Source organism: Pseudomonas sp. KBW05, assembly GCF_003852405.1.
GTDB lineage: Bacteria > Pseudomonadota > Gammaproteobacteria > Pseudomonadales > Pseudomonadaceae > Aquipseudomonas.
In genome coordinates this window covers 279,974-299,075 of sequence record NZ_QAJM01000016.1, presented here as the reverse complement: position 1 = coordinate 299,075, position 19,102 = coordinate 279,974, and the positions used below count along the sequence as shown (strand labels likewise).

Genomic DNA, 19,102 nt, shown 5'->3' with positions numbered 1-19,102 from the left:
CATTATTACGGTATACTGCGCGGCCTTCGGCCGGTCCAACCGGCCTTAATTCGTACAACAAGCCACGCCGGATTTCCCGCGTGGCTTGTTGTTTTTTGACGCGCCTGCGGGCGCCCAGAGAGAAGAGGCACGACGATGAGTGCATTGGTTGGCGTGATCATGGGCTCCAAGTCCGATTGGTCCACCCTTAGCCACACCGCCGATATGCTGGAAAAACTCGGCATTCCGTATGAAGTGAAAGTGGTCTCTGCCCACCGCACCCCGGATTTGCTGTTCCAGTATGCCGATGAAGCAGAATCCCGTGGCATCGAGGTGATCATCGCCGGTGCCGGCGGTGCAGCACACTTGCCAGGCATGTGTGCGGCCAAGACCCACCTGCCGGTGCTTGGCGTGCCGGTGCAGTCGGCAATGCTCTCGGGCGTGGATTCGCTGTTGTCCATCGTGCAGATGCCAGCCGGCATTCCGGTGGCGACCCTGGCGATCGGAAAGGCCGGCGCGATCAACGCCGCGTTGCTGTCCGCCAGCATCCTGGGCGCCAAGCATCCGCAGTTCCACGCGGTGCTGAAGAAATTCCGTGCTGAGCAGACAGACAGCGTGCTGGACAATCCAGACCCACGCATCGCCTGAGGTTGTTGACGATGAAAATCGGTGTAATCGGTGGCGGCCAACTGGGCCGCATGCTGGCTCTGGCGGGAACCCCGCTGGGGATGAACTTCGCTTTCCTGGACCCGGCGCCGGACGCTTGCGCGGCTGCGTTGGGTGAACACCTGCGGGCTGACTACAGCGACCCGGACCACCTGCGCCAACTGGCCGACGAAGTGGACCTGGTGACCTTCGAGTTCGAAAGCGTGCCGGCTGAAACCGTGGCCTTCCTCTCGCAGTTCGTGCCGGTGTACCCGAGCGCCGAAGCCTTGCGCATCGCCCGTGACCGCTGGTTCGAGAAAAGCATGTTCAAGGACCTGGGCATCCCCACCCCGGCCTTCGCCGATATCCAGTCCCAGGCGGACCTGGACGCCGCCGTTGCCAGCATCGGCCTGCCGGCCGTGCTGAAAACCCGCACCCTGGGTTATGACGGCAAGGGCCAGAAAGTCCTGCGCACGGCCGCTGACGTGGTCGGCACCTTTGCCGAGCTGGGCAGCGTGGCCTGCCTGCTGGAAGGCTTCGTACCGTTCACCGGCGAAGTCTCGCTGATCGCCGTGCGTGCCCGTGATGGCGAGACCCGCTTCTACCCGTTGGTGCACAACACCCACGACAGCGGCATCCTCAAGCTGTCCGTGGCCAGCACTGATCACCCTTTGCAGGCCCTGGCGGAAGATTATTCCAGCCGTGTGCTCAAGCAACTGGATTACGTCGGCGTGATGGCGTTCGAGTTCTTTGAAGTGGACGGTGGCCTCAAGGCCAACGAAATCGCCCCGCGCGTACACAACTCCGGGCACTGGACCACCGAAGGCGCCGAGTGCAGCCAGTTCGAAAACCACCTGCGGGCGGTCGCGGGCTTGCCGCTGGGCTCCACGGCCAAGGTCGGCGAAAGCGCGATGCTCAACTTCATCGGTGTAGTGCCGCCAGTGGAAAAAGTCATCGCCATCGACGACTGCCACCTGCACCACTACGGCAAGGCCTTCAAGGCCGGGCGCAAGGTCGGCCACGCCAACCTGCGCTGTAAGGACCGTGCGACGCTGCAAGCGCAGATCCTCAAGGTTGAAGCGCTGATCGCCGAGCAATAAGCCAAGTCCGACGGGAACCATTGGTGATCGTCGTCTCTCTGATTGCAGGATGCCAAAGCCTGACTAGGCTTTGGCATAGCTCACCTACATTCAGAGGGAAATGCCATGGGTATCATCGGAACCATCTTTATCGGCCTGATCGTCGGCCTGCTGGCGCGTTTCCTCAAGCCTGGCGACGACAGCATGGGCTGGATCATGACCATCCTGCTGGGTATCGCCGGCTCCCTGGCGGCGACCTACGGTGGCCAGGCGCTGGGTATCTACCAGGCCGGTCAAGGCGCGGGCTTCATCGGCGCGCTGATCGGCGCGATCATCCTGCTGGTGATCTACGGCCTGATCAAAAAGAAATGATCTAAGCGACAAAGCCCTCTGCGCTGCGCAGGCGCAGAGGGCTAGAATGCCGGCACTGTTTTCCTTGCCGAGCTGCTCCCCATGCGCCGTCTTCTGTTGACTCTCCTCTTGCTCGGCTCTGGCCTTGCGCACGCCGGCGAACTGCCGGAAACCGACTGGCTCGACCTGATGCCGCTGTCGGACCAGAAAGCCCTCGAAACCATGCCCGAGATCGACCACAACTCCCCCGAAGCCCAAGGCACGTTCACCGAAAAAGGCGGCCTGAAACAGAGCAAAGGCTTGCCGGCGGTGATGTATTCGACCAAGACCGTGGCCGCCATGAACGGCAAGAACATCCGTATCGGCGGCTACCCAGTGCCGCTGGAAACCGACGCCAAGGGCCGCAGCACGCTGTTCTTCCTGGTGCCGTACCCAGGCGCATGCATCCACGTGCCGCCACCGCCGCCTAACCAGTTGGTGCTGGTGCGTTATCCCAAGGGGTTGAAGCTGGATGATATCTACACGCCGTTGTGGGTGACGGGGACGTTGAAGGTGGAGAAGGTCAACAATGATTTGGCGGACGCGGCGTATGCGCTGGATGCGGGGAAGGTAAGGGTGGTGAAGGAGTCTGATCTCTAAAGCCCAGCACGAATCAATGTGGGAGCTGGCTTGCCTGCGATAGCTGTAGTGAATTCACCATTGCTATCGCAGGCAAGCCAGCTCCCACAGTTTTGATTGGGTTTACAGGGCTATACCAGTGATGCTCACGCCTAAGGTGTGGCTTTGGCCGGGTGCCAACTCAACGACATCATCCAGCACATTCGCCGTCTCGATGCACAGCATGCCCGTCCAACCATCATCGGCCATGTCATCAAAGGCCTTGGCGCGCTCGGTCCACGGGTTCCAGATCACGGTGGACTTCGAGCCCTCGCTGGTGAGCTGGATGCGACGCTGCCAGTCTTTATCGACGATGCTCAACTGCGCCGGCGTATCGAGGTAGATGCGATCCGTCTCGGCGGTGAAGTGCAGCAAACCTGATTGGTTTCTCTCGGTCCAGCCGTCAGCGGTATCGATATACGCCGTTCCGTCCAGCCCATCGACTTGCACGTTGCGCACATCGCTCACGGCAAAGTACGTATGCAGCGCCTGGCTGAGGGTCACGGTGTCGGTGCCACGGTTGTGGCTGGTCAGGCGGATGTGCAGTTGCTCGTCCAGCAGCAGGCTCAGGGTCAGGTCGACTTGATGGGGCCAGCCGGGGAAGCCACCTGTGGGCACTGGCAGTACCAGGTCAACGCGCAAGGCGTCGCCTTCAAGCTCGGTCGCGGCCAATTCCCACAACGCAGTACGCACAAAACCATGGGCACCGGCAGGCTGCTCGCTCTGGCGCATCGCCTTGACGCTTGGCGGGTTGCGCTCAAATACGCCGAACCACGGCCAGCACACCGGTACGCCGGTACGAATGCCCTTGCCCTGCTTGAACACCGCTTCGGGGTTGGGCCAGATCAGCGGCTGCTCGCCATCACGTTGGTAACTGAAGATGTGCGCGCCCTGTTGGGCCACCATCAACTCAGCGCCGTTGTGGCGGATGCGCCAGCAGTCCAGCTCATCGATTTTCACGGTTTCAACGTGGGGCACAGGCATAACAACACTCTCAATGGCAGGCAATGGGGCAATTGACCGTCAAAACCCGGCGAGGTTTAACGGGCGCGCGATGGAACCGAGCGCGTACGGCCACTGCCATCGATGGCAACGAACACAAACACCGCCTCGGTGACCTTGCGCCATTCGCTGGACAGCGGGTCGTCGCTCCACACTTCGACCATCATCTGGATCGAGCTGCGGCCGATTTCCAGGGCCTGGGTATAAAAGGACAGCTGCGCGCCCACGGCGACAGGCACCAGGAACGCCATGCGATCGATGGCCACGGTGGCCACACGCCCACCCGCGACCTTGCTGGCCATGGCGGTGCCGGCGAGGTCCATCTGCGCGACCAGCCAGCCGCCGAAGATATCGCCAAAGCCGTTGGTTTCGCGCGGAAGCGCGGTGATTTGCAGGGCGAGATCGCCTTGCGGGATAGGGTCTTCTTGTTCGAGTTCGATCATGCCGGGTATGCCTCTCAAGACTGCGTGTCTGGCGCGTGCGTGGCCCGAGTATATCGACACCCTTGCGTCGCGACGACCGTCTGTAGTTGATTTGGTCGGCTATTCGCCGCTGTATCGCGGCTTTTTACCGCAACTGTGCTTGTGGTGTGCTTTTGCAAGCGATTTGCTATCTTTCCCAACCCGTCCTGGCCCTGCCAGCACAGCGGTTCTGCCGTCCTGACTACTATAAGAGAAGCCTTGCCATGTCCTCCGTGCCCGCAAGCAGTGCGCAACCTTCGCGCCCGCTGACCCGCAACGACTACAAAACCCTGTCGCTGTCTGCCTTGGGCGGGGCGCTGGAATTTTATGATTTCATCATTTTCGTGTTTTTCGCCACCGTGGTCGGAAAACTCTTTTTCCCGGTGGACATGCCCGAATGGCTGCGCATGATGCAGACCTTCGGCATCTTTGCGGCCGGCTACCTGGCGCGCCCGCTGGGCGGCATCATCATGGCGCACTTCGGTGACCTGCTGGGCCGCAAGAAGATGTTCACCCTGAGCATCTTCATGATGGCCGTACCGACCCTGATCATGGGCCTGCTGCCGACCTACGCGCAGATCGGCCTGTGGGCGCCGATCCTGTTGCTGCTGATGCGCGTCATCCAGGGAGCGGCGATTGGTGGCGAAGTGCCGGGCGCGTGGGTGTTCGTCTCCGAACACGTACCGCCGCGCCATATCGGCTACGCCTGTGGCACCCTGACCAGCGGCCTCACTGCCGGCATCCTCCTGGGTTCGCTGGTGGCTACGGCGATCAACACCCTCTACACCCCGGCAGAGGTTTCGGATTTCGCCTGGCGCATCCCGTTCCTGCTCGGCGGCGTGTTCGGCCTGTTGTCGGTGTACCTGCGTCGCTGGTTGCATGAAACGCCGATCTTCGCCGAGATGCAGCAACGCAAGACCCTGGCCGCCGAGCTGCCGCTGCGCGCGGTACTGCGTGACCACCGTGGCGCCATCGTGTTGTCGATGCTGCTGACCTGGCTGCTGTCGGCCGGCATCGTTGTGGTCATCCTGATGACCCCGACCGTGCTGCAGACTGTCTACCACTTTGCACCGACCATCGCCTTGCAAGCCAACAGCCTGGCTATCGTCACCCTGAGCCTGGGCTGCATCCTCTCTGGTGCCCTGGCTGACCGCTTCGGCGCTGGCCGCGTGCTGGTCGTCGGTTGCCTGTTGCTGCTGTGCAGTTCGTGGACGCTGTACCATAGTCTGGTCCAGCACCCGGACTGGCTGTTCCCACTGTATGCCCTGACTGGCCTGTTCGTCGGCACCATCGGCGTGGTGCCCTACGTGATGGTGAAAGCCTTTCCACCGGTGGTGCGCTTCAGCGGCTTGTCGTTCTCCTACAACGTGGCCTACGCGATTTTCGGCGGCCTGACGCCGCTGGCGGTGTCGTTGTTGATGAAGGAAAGCCCGATGGGCCCTGCTTACTATGTCGCCGCGCTGTGCGTGATGGGGATGTTGGTGGGTGGGTATCTGTGGAAGCGTTCCCGCTAAGGCCTTGAAAGCGATCGTTCCTGCGCAATGTAGGAGCGATCGCATTACAGAGTATTTCTGAAACACCTCCGCTCCTGCCCCAACCCCCCGTGTTTGCGAACCTTTCCCCGGCTTGCCGTGTTTAAAGCCAATACTGGCCTTTCATCTAATTGTCATATTCCAGACATAGAGTGTTCACACGGCCTACCGATACTTGGCCCCGATCCAACTATCCCTATCTGCTAGGAGTAAGGCATGAAACTGAAGCGTTTGATGGCGGCCATGACTTTTGTCGCTGCTGGCGTTGCGACTGCTAACGCGTTCGCCGCTGTTGACCCAGCTATCCCGAGCTACACCAAAACCACCGGTGTATCGGGCAACTTGTCCAGCGTTGGTTCTGACACCCTGGCCAACCTGATGACCCTGTGGGCCGAGTCCTACAAAAAAGAATACCCGAACGTAAACATCCAGATTCAGGCCGCTGGCTCCGCCACCGCGCCACCTGCGTTGACTGAAGGCACCTCCAACCTGGGCCCGATGAGCCGCAAGATGAAGGACACCGAACTGGCTGCCTTCGAGCAGAAGTACGGCTACAAGCCAACCGCTATCCCGGTTGCCGTGGACGCCCTGGCTGTCTTCGTACACAAAGACAACCCGATCCAGCACCTGACCATGGAACAGGTTGATGCGATCTTCTCCTCGACTCGCCTGTGCGGTGGCAAAGCCGACGTGAAAACCTGGGGCGACCTGGGTGTGACCGGCGACCTGGCCAACAAGCCAGTGCAACTGTTCGGCCGTAACTCGGTATCCGGCACCTACGGCTACTTCAAAGAAGAAGCCCTGTGCAAAGGCGACTACAAGCCAAACGTGAACGAACAACCAGGCTCGGCTTCGGTCGTGCAGTCGATCAGCTCCTCGCTGAACGGTATCGGTTACTCGGGCATCGGCTACAAGACTGCAAGCGTGAAGACCGTTGCCCTGGCCAAGAAAGGCAGCACTGACTTCATCGAAGACAGCGAAGAAAACGCCCTGAACGGCAAATACCCGCTGTCGCGTTTCCTCTACGTTTACGTCAACAAAGCCCCGAACAAGCCTCTGGCCCCGCTGGAAGCTGAGTTCGTGAAACTGGTTCTGTCCAAACAGGGCCAGGAAGTTGTCGTGAAAGACGGCTACATCCCACTTCCAGCCAAAGTTGCCGCCAAGGCCCTGGCTGACCTGGGTTTGAAAGAAGGCGGCAAGTAAGCCTTCGGTAAAGCTGCCTTGAGCCGGGTTTATACCAAGGCTCAAGGCCCGGGCGGGGTCTGCAGGACCTGGACCTCGCCTCCTAATTTTTAGTCCGCTGCCAGCTCTGCTACGCGGCGGATTTCTTGCGTCACTGCATTGTCATCTTTCTGTCATACAGGATCGCTAGGGTGTGCGCATGAATGATCTGGCCAATTCCACCATGACGACGACTTCTCCTCCCAAGCGCATTGATTTCAATACGCCTGAGCTGCAACGCAAGCGCCGCATTCGCGCGCTCAAAGATCGCCTGACCCGTTGGTATGTATTGATCGGCGGTCTCGCCGTCCTCGGTGCAATCACGCTGATCTTCTTCTTCCTTGCCTACGTGGTTGCGCCGCTGTTCCAAGGCGCCTCGCTGACCAAGGAAGACGCACTGACCCCGGCCTGGATCCAGGACGCCGGCAAGCCGTTGATGATCTCGCTCGAAGAGCAGAACCAAGTCGCCATGCGGGTTTCCGACAAGGGCCAGGCACTGTTCTTCAATGTGGACACCGGCGCCGAGCTCAAGCGTGTCGACCTGCCGTTGCCGGCCGGTAGCCAAGTGGTCTCCATCGGTGAAGACCAGCCCGGCAGCCCGCTGGTGATCCTGGGCTTGTCCAATGGCCAGTCCATGGTGTTCCGCCACACCTATAAGGTGTCCTACCCGGACGGCAAGAAAACCATTTCGCCTGCGATCGAATACCCCTACGGTGAAACACCGATCGTCCTCGATGACGCCGGTCGTCCGCTGGAGCACGTCGCGCTCAACGCCACTGATTCCACCCTGGTGGTCGCCGGCTCCGCGGGTTCGCACCTGAACGTGCTGTCCTTGAGCCGCGAAGAAAACATGATGACTGGCGAAGTCACCAGCGAGCAGAAGCGTATCGAGCTGCCGCAAATGACCGAGCCGGTGAAGGCGATCTTCATCGACCCACGCCAGCAATGGTTGTACGTGATTAACGGCCGTGCCCTGGCCGATGTATTCAACCTACGGGACAAGAGCCTCAACGGTCGATACAAATTGTTGGAAAGTGGCGATGCCGAAATCACCGCCAGCACCCAGTTGGTGGGCGGTATCTCGCTGATCGTCGGTAACTCCAAAGGCGGTCTGGCCCAGTGGTTCATGGCCCGCGACCCGGACGGCGAGCAGCACCTCAAGCAGATCCGCACCTTCCAGATGGGCACCGCGCCTATCGTTGAAATCACCGCCGAAGAGCGTCGCAAAGGCTTCACCGCGCTCGATGCCTCCGGCAAGTTCGGCGTGTTCCACAGCACCGCCCACCGCACCTTGCTGGTGGACCCGGTGGTCGATGGCCAAGGCGTATTCGGCCTGTCGCCACGGGCCAACCGCGTGATCGTGGAAGCCGGCGGCAAGCTGCAACCGCTGCTGCTCGACAACCCGCACCCGGAAGTCTCGTGGAGCGCGCTGTGGAGCAAGGTCTGGTACGAAAACTACGACGAGCCTAAATACGTCTGGCAATCGACCGCCGCCAACACCGACTTCGAACCCAAGATGAGCCTGGCGCCACTGACCTTCGGTACGCTGAAGGCGGCGTTCTACGCCATGCTGCTGGCCGCACCGCTGGCTGTTGCCGCTGCCATCTACACCGCTTACTTCATGGCCCCGAGCCTGCGCCGCAAAGTCAAGCCGGTGATCGAACTGATGGAAGCGATGCCGACGGTGATCCTCGGCTTCTTCGCCGGCCTGTTCCTGGCGCCGTATGTCGAGGGGCATCTACCGGGGATTTTCAGCCTGTTGATGCTGTTGCCGATTGGCATCCTGGTGGCCGGTTTCATCTTCAGCCGCTTGCCTGAGTCGATCCGCCTGCGCGTTCCCGATGGCTGGGAAAGTGCGATCCTGATCCCGGTGATCCTGTTTGTGGGCTGGCTCTCGCTGTACATGAGCCCGTACCTGGAAACCTGGTTCTTCGGCGGCGACATGCGCATGTGGATCTCCCACGATCTGGGCATCACCTACGACCAGCGCAACGCCTTGGTAGTCGGCCTGGCCATGGGTTTTGCGGTGATCCCGAACATCTACTCCATCGCCGAAGACGCCGTGTTCAGCGTACCGCGCGGCCTGACCCTGGGCTCGTTGGCCCTGGGTGCCACGCCGTGGCAGACCATGACCCGTGTGGTGATCCTGACTGCCAGCCCGGGCATTTTCTCGGCCCTGATGATCGGCATGGGCCGTGCCGTCGGCGAGACCATGATCGTGCTGATGGCCACCGGCAACACTCCGGTGATGGAGATGAACCTGTTCGAAGGCCTGCGCACGCTGGCGGCCAACGTCGCGGTGGAGATGCCTGAGTCGGAAGTGGGCGGTAGTCACTACCGTGTGCTGTTCCTCTCGGCACTGGTGCTGCTGCTGTTCACCTTCATCATGAACACCCTCGCCGAGCTGATCCGTCAGCGTCTGCGCAAGAAATACTCGTCGCTTTAAGAAAGGTAGAAGTCTGTGAAACAGAACTCCCTGAATGGATGGTTCAAGAGCGGCGCCCCAGGCGTCTGGATCAGCGGTGGCGCGGTGTCCATCGCGGTCATCATGACCATTGGTTTGCTGGCCGTGATTGCCGTACGTGGCCTGGGCCACTTCTGGCCGGCCGACCTGATCCAGGCCAACTACAGCGTGCCGGGCCAGGAAAACCATATCGTCATCGGCGAAGTGGTGCAGAAGGAAGAAGTGCCCCGCGAGCGCCTGAAAAGCGCTGGCCTGCCCGTGCCGGACCAAGGCCCGGAATTCATGACCCGCGAGCTGATCAAGGTCGGCAACCGGGACTTGAACGGCAACGACTTCACCTGGATCGTCGGCGAGTGGCTGAAGGACCAGACCAAGCCGGTCGAGCTGATGGCCATCGAGCGTCGCGAGTGGGGTAACTTCTACGGCACCCTGGTCAACGTCAAGCAGGATGGCAAGGTCATCGCCGAAGGCGAGGCCGCGTGGCCGGAGCTGCAAGCCCGCGTCGACCGTGTGAACAAGCTGGCTGCCCAGCTCAAGAGCCTGGAAAAAACCGATATCGGCGCAATCAACGCAGGTCTCGAACGCATCCGCCTGCACGGCCGCAAGCTGGAACTGGAAGGCAAGCTCGACGCTGCCGCCCAGGCCGACATGGACGCCGACCGCGCCGAGCTGAATGCCCGTTACCAGGACATCGAAGCGCGCCTGTCCGACCTGCACACCCAGTTCAACCGTGACGCGCTGACCGCCCGTGACGGCAACGGCAAGGAAGTGGAGATCGGCATCGGCAAAGTGGTGCACGCCTACCAGCCGAACGCCATGGGCACCTTTACCAAGATCGGTTTCTACTTCAGCAAGGTCTGGGAATTCCTCAGCGATGACCCACGGGAAGCCAACACCGAAGGCGGGATCTTCCCGGCCATCTTCGGCACCGTGATGATGACCCTGATCATGGCGATGATCGTGACCCCGTTCGGCGTACTGGCGGCGGTGTACCTGCGTGAATATGCCAAGCAGAACACCCTGACGCGCATCATCCGTATCGCCGTGAACAACCTGGCGGGCGTACCGGCCATCGTCTACGGCGTGTTCGGCCTGGGCTTCTTCGTGTATGTACTGGGTGGTTCGGTGGACCGCCTGTTCTTCGCCGAAGCCCTGCCGGCGCCGACCTTCGGTACGCCGGGCCTGCTGTGGGCCTCGCTGACCCTGGCGCTGCTGGCGGTGCCGGTGGTGATCGTGGCCACTGAAGAAGGCCTGGCGCGGATTCCTCGCACCGTGCGTGAAGGCTCCCTGGCACTGGGCGCGACCAAGGCGGAAACGCTGTGGAAGATCGTGCTGCCCATGGCCAGCCCGGCGATGATGACCGGCATGATCCTCGCCGTGGCCCGCGCCGCCGGTGAAGTGGCGCCGCTGATGCTGGTGGGTGTGGTGAAACTGGCGCCGTCGCTGCCGCTGGATGGCAACTACCCGTACTTGCACCTGGACCAGAAGATCATGCACCTGGGCTTCCATATTTATGACGTCGGCTTCCAGAGCCCCAACGTCGAAGCGGCACGGCCACTGGTGTACGCCACCGCCTTGCTACTGGTGCTGGTGATCGCCACGCTCAACTTGTCGGCAGTGTGGATTCGTAACCACCTGCGTGAAAAATACAAAGCGTTGGATAGCTGATCTGAATTGAACGCGGACTAAATGTGGGAGCGGGCTTGCTCGCGAATGCGGTGTCTCAGTAACACATAGGTCGACTGACCGGACGCCTTCGCGAGCAAGCCCGCTCCCACACAACGAATTGGTAGCACAGGGAGCATCCCATGCAACATGAAACCCACACCCACGGCATCAACATGTCTGCCCTGGGTCGCGACAAGCAGAGCCTGAGCCTGGCCCAGGAAACCGTGGCCATCGAAGTGCCGGGCCTGAGCCTGTACTACGGTGAAAAACAGGCGCTGTTCGACGTCAGCATGAACATCCCCAAGCAGCGCGTGACCGCCTTCATCGGCCCGTCGGGCTGCGGCAAGTCCACGCTGCTGCGTACCTTCAACCGCATGAACGACCTGGTGGACGGTTGCCGCGTTGATGGCGCCATCAACCTCTACGGCACCAACATCTACCGCAAGGGCGAAGACGTGGCTGAGCTGCGTCGTCGTGTGGGCATGGTGTTCCAGAAGCCCAACCCGTTCCCCAAGACCATCTACGAAAACGTGGTCTACGGCCTGCGCATCCAGGGCATCAACAAGAAACGCATCCTCGACGAAGCGGTTGAGTGGGCCTTGAAAGGCGCGGCGTTGTGGGACGAAGTGAAAGACCGTCTGCACGACTCGGCCCTCGGCCTGTCCGGCGGCCAGCAACAACGTCTGGTGATCGCGCGCACTATCGCCGTGGAGCCGGAAGTGCTGTTGCTCGACGAACCATGCTCGGCACTCGACCCGATCTCGACGCTGAAAGTCGAAGAGCTGATCTACGAGCTCAAATCCAAGTTCACCATCGTCATCGTGACCCACAACATGCAACAGGCAGCGCGGGTTTCCGACTACACCGCGTTCATGTACATGGGCAAGCTGGTGGAATTCGGTGATACCGATACTCTGTTCACCAATCCGGCGAAGAAGCAGACCGAAGACTACATCACCGGTCGCTACGGCTAGTCAGCCGTGGTTCTCATTGCACTGATGCTGCGGTTCTCCGCACCTTACCGGACGCTCCAAGGACGCCAACATGATTAGCAAAGAAGGCCTTACCCACCACATCTCCGCGCAGTTCAACGCCGAGCTCGAGGAAGTGCGCAGCCACCTCCTGGCGATGGGCGGTCTGGTGGAGAAGCAAGTCAACGACGCCGTGACCGCGCTGATCGAGGCCGATTCGGGCCTGGCCCAGCAAGTGCGTGAGATCGATGACCAGATCAACCAGATGGAACGCAATATCGACGAAGAATGCCTGCGCATTCTGGCCCGTCGCCAACCGGCGGCGTCCGACCTGCGTTTGATCATCAGCATCTCCAAGTCGGTGATCGACCTGGAGCGCATCGGCGACGAAGCCACCAAGATCGCCCGTCGTGCCATCCAGCTGTGCGAAGAAGGCGAAGCCCCGCGCGGCTACGTGGAGGTGCGCCACATCGGCGACCAGGTGCGCAACATGGTGCGCGACGCACTGGACGCCTTTGCCCGTTTCGACGCCGAGCTGGCGTTGTCGGTGGCCCAGTACGACAAGATCATCGACCGCGAATACAAGACCGCGCTGCGTGAGCTGGCCACCTACATGATGGAAGACCCGCGCTCTATCTCGCGGGTGTTGAGCATCATCTGGGTGCTGCGTTCGCTGGAACGTATCGGCGACCACGCGCGCAACATCTCGGAGCTGGTGATCTACCTGGTCCGTGGCACCGACGTGCGGCACATGGGCCTCAAGCGCATGAAGGCCGAAGTTGAAGGTTCGGTCGATCAAATCCCTAATGTTCCGGGCGAAGCTGACGATAAGTAAGATTGCCCGAGAAATAAACGCCCGGCCTTTGGCCGGGCGTTTTCGTTTGTGGCCCCCGAATATTTTGCGCAGCGGAAGCAATAAAGTCCGACTGTGACTACCGAGTTTTGGCAAAATGCCACCAGTCAGGCGTCTTGCGTGCCGAAGTTTTTATAGGATGAAGGGTCGATGAGTAAAGTCAGTGTATTGGTGGTGGATGACGCCTCGTTTATCCGCGATCTGGTGAAGAAGTGCCTGCGCAACTACTTCCCCGGGATCAAGCTTGAAGACGCGGTGAACGGCAAAAAGGCCCAGGCCATCCTGATGCGCGAGACGTTCGACCTGGTGCTTTGCGACTGGGAAATGCCCGAGATGTCCGGCCTGGAGCTGTTGACCTGGTGCCGTGAGCAACCGCACCTCAAGGCCATGCCGTTTGTGATGGTGACCAGCCGTGGCGACAAGGAAAACGTGGTCCAGGCGATCCAGGCCGGGGTTTCCGGTTATGTCAGCAAGCCGTTCACCAACGAGCAATTGCTGAACAAGGTCAAGCAGGCCCTGCACAAGATCGGCCGCCTCGACGCCCTGGTCGCCAGTGCGCCGACCAAGATGAACTCGGCCTTTGGCAATGACTCCCTGAGCGCCCTGACCGGTGGCAAAGCCGAGACCGTGCGCGCAGCCCCGGTTGCCGCTGCAGCCCCTGCGCCCAGCAAAGGCCTGCTCAACAGCCCGCCGGTGCAAGCCCCCGCCGCAGCGCCAGCGGGCGGCCGTGGCCAGGGCCAACTGCGCCTGTCCAGTGGCACCCAGCAATGCGTGATCAAGGGTTTGAGCATCAAGGAAGCGCTGTTGGTGGTACGCCGCGGTGAAGTCCTGCCCCAGGTGCTGGAAAGCGCCGTGCTCGACCTGGAGCAAGGCGACAACGCCGAAGTCGCGCGCCTCAACGGCTACCTGCACGCCGTCGTCGCCCACGAACCCAAGCCCGACAGCGACTGGCTGCAACTGACCTTCCGGTTTATCGACCAGGACGCGCAGAAGCTCGACTACATCTCCCGCCTGATCGCCCGTGGTACTGCGCAGAAGCATTTTGTGCCGGGTGCGTAACCTTCGCAGCGACACCTAACCAGTGTGGGAGCGGGCTTGCTCGCGAATGCGGTGGATCAGCAACAGATTGAGTGACTGACACTCCGCTTTCGCGAGCAAGCCCGCTCCCACACAAGCCCGCTCCCACAGTGGATCTGCGTTGCTGCATACAGAGTTGTCATGATCCCTTGCTAGCCTGCCGTTTCATTTCGGCAGGTTCACACTATGCTCATGCGCTGCTTGCTGTGCTGCGGGTTGGCCACGGTTGCCATGTCGGCCCAGGCCATGACCGTCTACAAATCCGTTGATGCCAACGGCAACGTGTTCTACAGCGACCGGCAAACCCCCGGCGCGCAGGCGTTCGTGATCCAGGAGCGCAAGCCCGCGCGCCAGCTGCTGGATAGGCCGACGCCGGTTTATCCACAACAAGCCTACCGCTACCCGCTGCCCTGGCGCGGTGGTCCGTTCCGCCTGAGCCAAGGGCCCAACGGCAGTTTCAGCCACACCGACAGCAAAAGCCGCTACGCCATGGACATCGCCATGCCCGAAGGCACGCCGATCATTGCGGCGCGCAGCGGTGTGGTGGTGAAAACCGAGAACGCGCAGGCCGGGCGCGGCAGTGATGCGTCGGGGAATTTTGTGCGGGTGCGCCATGATGACGGCACGGAGGGCGTGTACCTGCACCTCAAGCAAGGTTCGGTCAGCGTGCAGGTGGGGCAACGTGTGGCGGTGGGCAGCCCGCTGGCGCTGTCGGGCAATACCGGCAACAGCAGCGGGCCGCACTTGCATTTCGTCGTGCAGCGCGCCACCGAGGCGGGGCTGGTGTCGATCCCGTATGAGTTCAACCAGCCGGTGGGCGCCTTGCCCAACTTTGCGTTGGGCAATTGAGGATCAGTCCAGCAGCAGAACCTTGGCCAGTACGATCTTCGGCCCTTTCATCTTCTTGATGATGATCCGCAAGCCTTCAACCTCCAGCACTTCCTCTTCTTCCGGCACCCGTTTGAGGGTGTCGTAGATCAGGCCGGCGAGGGTTTCTGCTTCGATATGGTCCAGGTCAACGCCCAGCAGGCGTTCCACCTTGAACAGCGGCGTGTCGCCACGTACCAGCAACTTGCCTGGCTGGTAGGCGAGGATGCCGCGTTCGGCCTTGCGGTGTTCGTCCTGGATATCGCCCACCAGCACTTCCAGCACGTCTTCCATGGTCAGGTAGCCGATGATCTTGCCGTCGGCTTCTTCCACCAGGGCGAAGTGTGCGCCGCCTTTGCGGAACTGCTCCAGCAGCTGCGACAACGGCATATGCCGCGACACGCGCTCCAGCGGGCGGGTCAGCTCGGCCAGGTTGAACGACTCGGGGATGTGATCCAGGGCTGCCAGTTCCAGCAGCAGGTCCTTGATGTGCAGCAGGCCGACGAATTCGTTGCGCACCGCGTCATACACCGGATAGCGGCTGAATTTGTGGCGACGGAACAGCGCGAGGATTTCCTTGAGCGGGGCGTTGAAATCCAGGGTGACCAGATCTTCCCGGGAGTTGGCCCAGTCCACTACTTCCAGTTCACCCATTTCCACGGCCGAGGCCAGTACGCGCATGCCTTGGTCGCTGGGGTCCTGGCCACGGCTGGAGTGCAGGATCAGCTTGAGTTCTTCGCGGCTGTAATGGTGCTCATGGTGCGGGCCAGGCTCGCCTTGGCCGGCGATACGCAAGATGGCGTTGGCGCTGGCGTTGAGCAGGTAGATCGCCGGGTACATGGCCCAGTAGAACAGGTACAGCGGCACCGCCGTCCACAGCGACAACAGCTCGGGTTTGCGGATGGCCCAGGACTTGGGCGCCAGCTCGCCGACTACGATGTGCAGGTAGGAAATCACAAAGAACGCCGCGAAGAACGACACGCCCTTGATCACTTCCGGCGACTCGACGCCCACGGCGCCCAGCAACGGCTCGAGAATGTGCGCAAACGCCGGCTCACCGACCCAGCCCAGGCCCAGGGAGGCGAGGGTGATACCCAGCTGGCAGGCCGACAGGTAGGCGTCGAGCTGGCTGTGTACGGTGCGCAGGATCTGCCCGCGCCAGCCGTTGGTGTGGGCGATGGCCTCGACCCGCGTGGAGCGCAGTTTGACCATGGCAAATTCCGCCGCAACGAAGAAACCGTTGAGCAGTACCAGGACCAGTGCAAAAAGAATCATGCCGAAGTCGGCGAAGAGTGTGGCGAGGGTGATACCAGGGGAAGGGTCCATGATGGGGTTTTGCAGGTTCCGTGTGTTCAATTAAGGGGTGGCAGGTGAGCCGCAAAAGCGGGCGCAAGTCGGCCAATGTAGCGGCTGATGGGGCGCTTGCCTAGTGGCTGCTGCCGGGTGGGGCTTGGAATGGGTCTTTGAAATCGATGCAAATCCCATTGTGGGAGCGGGCTTGCTCGCGAAGACGGTTTCTCAGAAAAGGATGTGCTGACTGATACACCGCCTTCGCGAGCAAGCCCGCTCCCACAAAAGCCAGCTCCCACTTTAGCCCGGTGTTGAGTTTGGGTTATTCGTCGGTACTGAGGACGCGCGAGCGGGTCACCTGCGACGGCGGAAAATGGCAGGTAAACGTGCTGCCATGCCCCAGCACACTGCTGATCTCCAGGCGCGCGCGGTGGCGCAACAACACATGCTTGACGATCGCCAGGCCGAGCCCGGTGCCGCCGGTGTTGGAGTTGCGGCTCGAATCGACGCGGTAGAAGCGCTCGGTCAGGCGCGGCAGGTGCTTGGCGTCGATGCCGATGCCGGAGTCCTGCACGCTGAGGTGTGCGCCTTGTTCATCGGCCCACCAGCGGATGCGGATGGTGCCCTTGTCCTGGGTGTACTTGACGGCGTTGAACACCAGGTTGGAAAACGCGCTGCGCAATTCGCCTTCGCTACCCTTGAGCAAGACCTGCGGGTCGGCTTCCAGGGTGATCTGTTGGCCACGCTGGCCGGACAGGGCCTGGGCGTCGTTCTTGATGGTCTGCAACAGGCTTTGCGCGGCCACCGGCTGGTTGTCCGACGGGTAATCGGTCGCCTCCAGCTTGGCCAACAGCAGCAGGTCGTTGAGCAGGGTCTGCATGCGTGAACCCTGCTGCTGCATTTGTTGCAGCGCGCGGCTCCAGCGCGGGTTGATCTCGTCGACGTTGTCCAGCAGCGTCTCCAGGTAGCCGCAGATCACCGTCAGCGGTGTGCGCAATTCGTGGGAGACGTTGGCGACGAAGTCCTTGCGCATCTGTTCCAGCTGATGGATGCGGGTCACGTCGCGCACCAGCATCAGGTGCTCGTTGTTGCCGTAGCGCGTCAGGTACAGCTGGATGCGCACGCGGTCATTGGTGGGCGAGGGGATTTCCAGGGCTTCTTCGTAGTTGTCCTGCTCGAAGTATTCCTTGAAGCGCGGATGGCGCACCAGGTTGGTCACCGGCTGGCCGCTGTCCTGGGGCGTCTTGAGGCCCAGCAGGGTTTCAGCGGCGCGGTTCCACCATTCCAGGTTGCCGTCGCTGTCGAGCATGATCACCGCGTCTTTCAGCGCGGCCGTGGACTCCTGCACCCGGTCGATCACTGCTTGCAGGCGCCCGCGTACCCGTTGGTCGCGGCGTTGCAGGTGGTAGATGCTGTCGAACACTTCGCCCCACAGGCCGTAGCCGTCGGGTGGCGCTTCGTCGGGTTTGTGCTGGCGCAGCCATTCATGCAGGCGCAGCAATTGCTTGAGGGTCCAGCCCAGGTACAGGCCAAGGCCGATGGCCAGGCTCCAGCCGTAGTAACCGCTGATCAGGCCTACCAGCAGACAGCCGGTGACCAACAGGAGCATGTGGCGGATCAGGGTGCCATGCCAGTTTTGGTTCACTTGAACATGCGTCCTTGTCAGCTGTTTAAGTCAAAAAAGCGGCTGGCTCAGCCCTTGGTGGAGAACCGGTAGCCAGTGCCGCGCACGGTTTGTACCAGATTCTCGTAGGCATCGCCCAAGGCTTTGCGCAGGCGACGGATATGCACGTCCACGGTGCGCTCTTCCACATACACGTTGCCGCCCCAGACCTGATCGAGCAGTTGGCCACGGGTGTAGGCGCGTTCCTGGTGGGTCATGAAGAATTGCAGCAGGCGGTATTCGGTGGGGCCCATCTCGGCCGGTGTGCCGTCGATGGTCACGCGGTGGCTGATGGGGTCGAGGATCAGGCCGCCGACTTCAATCGGCGCTTCGCCGTCGGTCGGGCCGGCGCGGCGCAGTACGGCTTTCAGGCGCGCGACCAGCTCACGTGGGGAAAACGGCTTGGTGATGTAGTCATCGGCGCCGACTTCCAGGCCCTGGATCTTGTTGTCCTCTTCGCCTTTGGCGGTGAGCATGATGATCGGGATATCCCCGGTCAGCTCGTCACGCTTGAGGCGACGGGCCAGCTCGATGCCGGAAGTGCCGGGCAGCATCCAGTCGAGCAGGATCAGGTCCGGCTTGCGGTCGACGATAATGGCATGGGCCTGCTGGGAGTTCTCTGCCTCCAGGCAGTCGTAGCCGGCCATTTCCAACGCAACGGCGATCATCTCGCGGATGGGCGCTTCGTCGTCAACGATCAGAATGCTCCTGCCAACCATGCCTAAATCCTCTTGTCATTTAACTGTCTTGCGCCGCATTAGATAACGGAATTATTGCAGTCGTGTGACAGTAATTTAGTCGCTTGGGCAATTCGCGTCTCTCTGGACTACGCTTTGGGTCCGAATCCTGACAACCACAAAAGGAAGGTTCCGATGACTTACCGTACTGTTTCCTGGAAAGCCCTGTTGGTAACGGCAGCGTTGACGCTGCCGGGCCTGGCCTTCGCGATGGACCCGGCGATGACCAAAGACGGGATGTTGGTGGATCACAAAGGGATGACGCTCTACACCTTCGACAAGGATGCCGACGGCAAGTCCGTGTGCAAGGACCAGTGCGCGACGAACTGGCCGCCGCTGAAGGCTGAATCCACTGACAAGTCGATGGGCGATTGGACGGTGATCACCCGTGATGACCAGACCAGCCAATGGGCTTACAAAGGCAAGCCGGTGTACACCTATAAGGACGACAAGATGGCTGGGGACAAGGCCGGTGATGGCAAGGGTGGGGCGTGGCATGTGATCAAGCCTTGAGCCCGAGGCGCCGCTAAGAGCTTCGCGAGCAAGCCCGCTCCCACATTTTGAATGTATTCACAAATCCAAATG

18 protein-coding genes are annotated in these 19,102 nt (G+C 61.2%); 13 read left to right on the top strand and 5 right to left on the bottom strand.

Annotated features, from left to right (window positions below; translation table 11 throughout):
• Positions 1 to 135 precede the first annotated feature (135 nt).
• The 4 genes from purE (at position 136) to DBR46_RS15965 (ending at position 2,693) form a co-directional block, all read left to right on the top strand.
• Complete coding sequence (purE, locus tag DBR46_RS15980; protein WP_003176980.1) at positions 136 to 627, top strand: 5-(carboxyamino)imidazole ribonucleotide mutase; 492 nt, start codon at positions 136 to 138, stop codon at positions 625 to 627.
• An 11-nt stretch (positions 628 to 638) separates the two neighbouring features.
• The gene (locus tag DBR46_RS15975; protein WP_015886586.1) at positions 639 to 1,724 is read left to right on the top strand and encodes a 5-(carboxyamino)imidazole ribonucleotide synthase; all 1,086 of its coding nucleotides are present in this window, start codon (positions 639 to 641) and stop codon (positions 1,722 to 1,724) included.
• Between the two features lie 105 nt (positions 1,725 to 1,829).
• On the top strand, positions 1,830 to 2,075 hold the full coding sequence (locus DBR46_RS15970) for a GlsB/YeaQ/YmgE family stress response membrane protein (protein ID WP_017739000.1): 246 nt from the start codon (positions 1,830 to 1,832) through the stop codon (positions 2,073 to 2,075).
• An 81-nt stretch (positions 2,076 to 2,156) separates the two neighbouring features.
• A complete protein-coding gene (locus DBR46_RS15965; protein ID WP_124526960.1) occupies positions 2,157 to 2,693 on the top strand; it encodes a DUF3299 domain-containing protein in 537 nt (178 codons plus the stop codon).
• A 102-nt stretch (positions 2,694 to 2,795) separates the two neighbouring features.
• Here DBR46_RS15965 and DBR46_RS15960 read toward each other — a convergent pair whose 3' ends face one another.
• Both DBR46_RS15960 and DBR46_RS15955 read right to left on the bottom strand, forming a co-directional pair.
• Positions 2,796 to 3,695, bottom strand: coding sequence for a D-hexose-6-phosphate mutarotase (locus tag DBR46_RS15960; protein ID WP_124526959.1), 900 nt, complete (start codon positions 3,693 to 3,695; stop codon positions 2,796 to 2,798).
• A 56-nt stretch (positions 3,696 to 3,751) separates the two neighbouring features.
• Entirely contained in the window at positions 3,752 to 4,156 is a 405-nt protein-coding gene (locus DBR46_RS15955) for an acyl-CoA thioesterase (RefSeq protein ID WP_003176975.1), read from the bottom strand.
• A 242-nt stretch (positions 4,157 to 4,398) separates the two neighbouring features.
• Here DBR46_RS15955 and DBR46_RS15950 point away from each other — a divergent pair, with 242 nt between their 5' ends.
• From DBR46_RS15950 to DBR46_RS15915, 8 genes are all read left to right on the top strand, one after another.
• Positions 4,399 to 5,688 carry an MFS transporter gene (locus DBR46_RS15950; RefSeq protein WP_124526958.1) on the top strand — a complete coding sequence of 430 codons (1,290 nt, stop codon included), beginning with the start codon at positions 4,399 to 4,401 and terminating at the stop codon, positions 5,686 to 5,688.
• A 234-nt stretch (positions 5,689 to 5,922) separates the two neighbouring features.
• A complete protein-coding gene (locus tag DBR46_RS15945; protein ID WP_017738996.1) occupies positions 5,923 to 6,909 on the top strand; it encodes a phosphate ABC transporter substrate-binding protein PstS in 987 nt (328 codons plus the stop codon).
• A gap of 430 nt (positions 6,910 to 7,339) precedes the next feature.
• On the top strand, positions 7,340 to 9,373 hold the full coding sequence (locus DBR46_RS15940) for an ABC transporter permease subunit (RefSeq protein WP_177325359.1): 2,034 nt from the start codon (positions 7,340 to 7,342) through the stop codon (positions 9,371 to 9,373).
• 15 nt (positions 9,374 to 9,388) lie between these two features.
• Positions 9,389 to 11,059, top strand: a complete 1,671-nt coding sequence (gene pstA / locus DBR46_RS15935; protein ID WP_124526957.1) for a phosphate ABC transporter permease PstA — start codon at positions 9,389 to 9,391, stop codon at positions 11,057 to 11,059.
• Between the two features lie 140 nt (positions 11,060 to 11,199).
• Entirely contained in the window at positions 11,200 to 12,033 is an 834-nt protein-coding gene (pstB, locus tag DBR46_RS15930) for a phosphate ABC transporter ATP-binding protein PstB (protein ID WP_017738993.1), read from the top strand.
• Between the two features lie 70 nt (positions 12,034 to 12,103).
• The gene (gene phoU, locus DBR46_RS15925; RefSeq protein WP_017738992.1) at positions 12,104 to 12,865 is read left to right on the top strand and encodes a phosphate signaling complex protein PhoU; all 762 of its coding nucleotides are present in this window, start codon (positions 12,104 to 12,106) and stop codon (positions 12,863 to 12,865) included.
• 168 nt (positions 12,866 to 13,033) lie between these two features.
• The gene (locus DBR46_RS15920) at positions 13,034 to 13,942 is read left to right on the top strand and encodes a response regulator (RefSeq protein ID WP_017738991.1); all 909 of its coding nucleotides are present in this window, start codon (positions 13,034 to 13,036) and stop codon (positions 13,940 to 13,942) included.
• Positions 13,943 to 14,146: 204 nt separating this feature from the next.
• Entirely contained in the window at positions 14,147 to 14,809 is a 663-nt protein-coding gene (locus tag DBR46_RS15915; RefSeq protein ID WP_124526956.1) for a M23 family metallopeptidase, read from the top strand.
• A 3-nt stretch (positions 14,810 to 14,812) separates the two neighbouring features.
• Here the strand turns inward: DBR46_RS15915 and DBR46_RS15910 are convergent, their stop codons facing one another.
• The 3 genes from DBR46_RS15910 to phoB form a co-directional block, all read right to left on the bottom strand.
• Positions 14,813 to 16,153: a hemolysin family protein gene (locus DBR46_RS15910; protein ID WP_017738989.1), complete on the bottom strand. Its 1,341-nt coding sequence runs from the start codon at positions 16,151 to 16,153 to the stop codon at positions 14,813 to 14,815.
• A gap of 286 nt (positions 16,154 to 16,439) precedes the next feature.
• Positions 16,440 to 17,726 carry a phosphate regulon sensor histidine kinase PhoR gene (gene phoR, locus DBR46_RS15905; protein ID WP_256204507.1) on the bottom strand — a complete coding sequence of 429 codons (1,287 nt, stop codon included), beginning with the start codon at positions 17,724 to 17,726 and terminating at the stop codon, positions 16,440 to 16,442.
• A gap of 83 nt (positions 17,727 to 17,809) precedes the next feature.
• Entirely contained in the window at positions 17,810 to 18,499 is a 690-nt protein-coding gene (phoB, locus tag DBR46_RS15900; RefSeq protein ID WP_003231714.1) for a phosphate regulon transcriptional regulator PhoB, read from the bottom strand.
• A gap of 153 nt (positions 18,500 to 18,652) precedes the next feature.
• Between phoB and DBR46_RS15895 the strand changes: the two genes are divergently transcribed.
• Entirely contained in the window at positions 18,653 to 19,030 is a 378-nt protein-coding gene (locus DBR46_RS15895; RefSeq protein WP_124526955.1) for a hypothetical protein, read from the top strand.
• Positions 19,031 to 19,102 lie beyond the last annotated feature (72 nt).

Coding starts and splice junctions, on each gene's coding strand:
- pstB (WP_017738993.1), top strand. CDS start 11,200: ATGCAACATGAAACCCACACCCACGGCATCAACATGTCTGCCCTGGGT.
- phoB (WP_003231714.1), bottom strand. CDS start 18,499: ATGGTTGGCAGGAGCATTCTGATCGTTGACGACGAAGCGCCCATCCGC.
- DBR46_RS15955 (WP_003176975.1), bottom strand. CDS start 4,156: ATGATCGAACTCGAACAAGAAGACCCTATCCCGCAAGGCGATCTCGCC.
- phoU (WP_017738992.1), top strand. CDS start 12,104: ATGATTAGCAAAGAAGGCCTTACCCACCACATCTCCGCGCAGTTCAAC.
- DBR46_RS15915 (WP_124526956.1), top strand. CDS start 14,147: ATGCTCATGCGCTGCTTGCTGTGCTGCGGGTTGGCCACGGTTGCCATG.
- DBR46_RS15945 (WP_017738996.1), top strand. CDS start 5,923: ATGAAACTGAAGCGTTTGATGGCGGCCATGACTTTTGTCGCTGCTGGC.
- DBR46_RS15910 (WP_017738989.1), bottom strand. CDS start 16,153: ATGGACCCTTCCCCTGGTATCACCCTCGCCACACTCTTCGCCGACTTC.
- DBR46_RS15960 (WP_124526959.1), bottom strand. CDS start 3,695: ATGCCTGTGCCCCACGTTGAAACCGTGAAAATCGATGAGCTGGACTGC.
- DBR46_RS15950 (WP_124526958.1), top strand. CDS start 4,399: ATGTCCTCCGTGCCCGCAAGCAGTGCGCAACCTTCGCGCCCGCTGACC.
- DBR46_RS15965 (WP_124526960.1), top strand. CDS start 2,157: ATGCGCCGTCTTCTGTTGACTCTCCTCTTGCTCGGCTCTGGCCTTGCG.
- DBR46_RS15920 (WP_017738991.1), top strand. CDS start 13,034: ATGAGTAAAGTCAGTGTATTGGTGGTGGATGACGCCTCGTTTATCCGC.
- purE (WP_003176980.1), top strand. CDS start 136: ATGAGTGCATTGGTTGGCGTGATCATGGGCTCCAAGTCCGATTGGTCC.
- DBR46_RS15975 (WP_015886586.1), top strand. CDS start 639: ATGAAAATCGGTGTAATCGGTGGCGGCCAACTGGGCCGCATGCTGGCT.
- DBR46_RS15895 (WP_124526955.1), top strand. CDS start 18,653: ATGACTTACCGTACTGTTTCCTGGAAAGCCCTGTTGGTAACGGCAGCG.
- DBR46_RS15970 (WP_017739000.1), top strand. CDS start 1,830: ATGGGTATCATCGGAACCATCTTTATCGGCCTGATCGTCGGCCTGCTG.
- phoR (WP_256204507.1), bottom strand. CDS start 17,726: ATGCTCCTGTTGGTCACCGGCTGTCTGCTGGTAGGCCTGATCAGCGGT.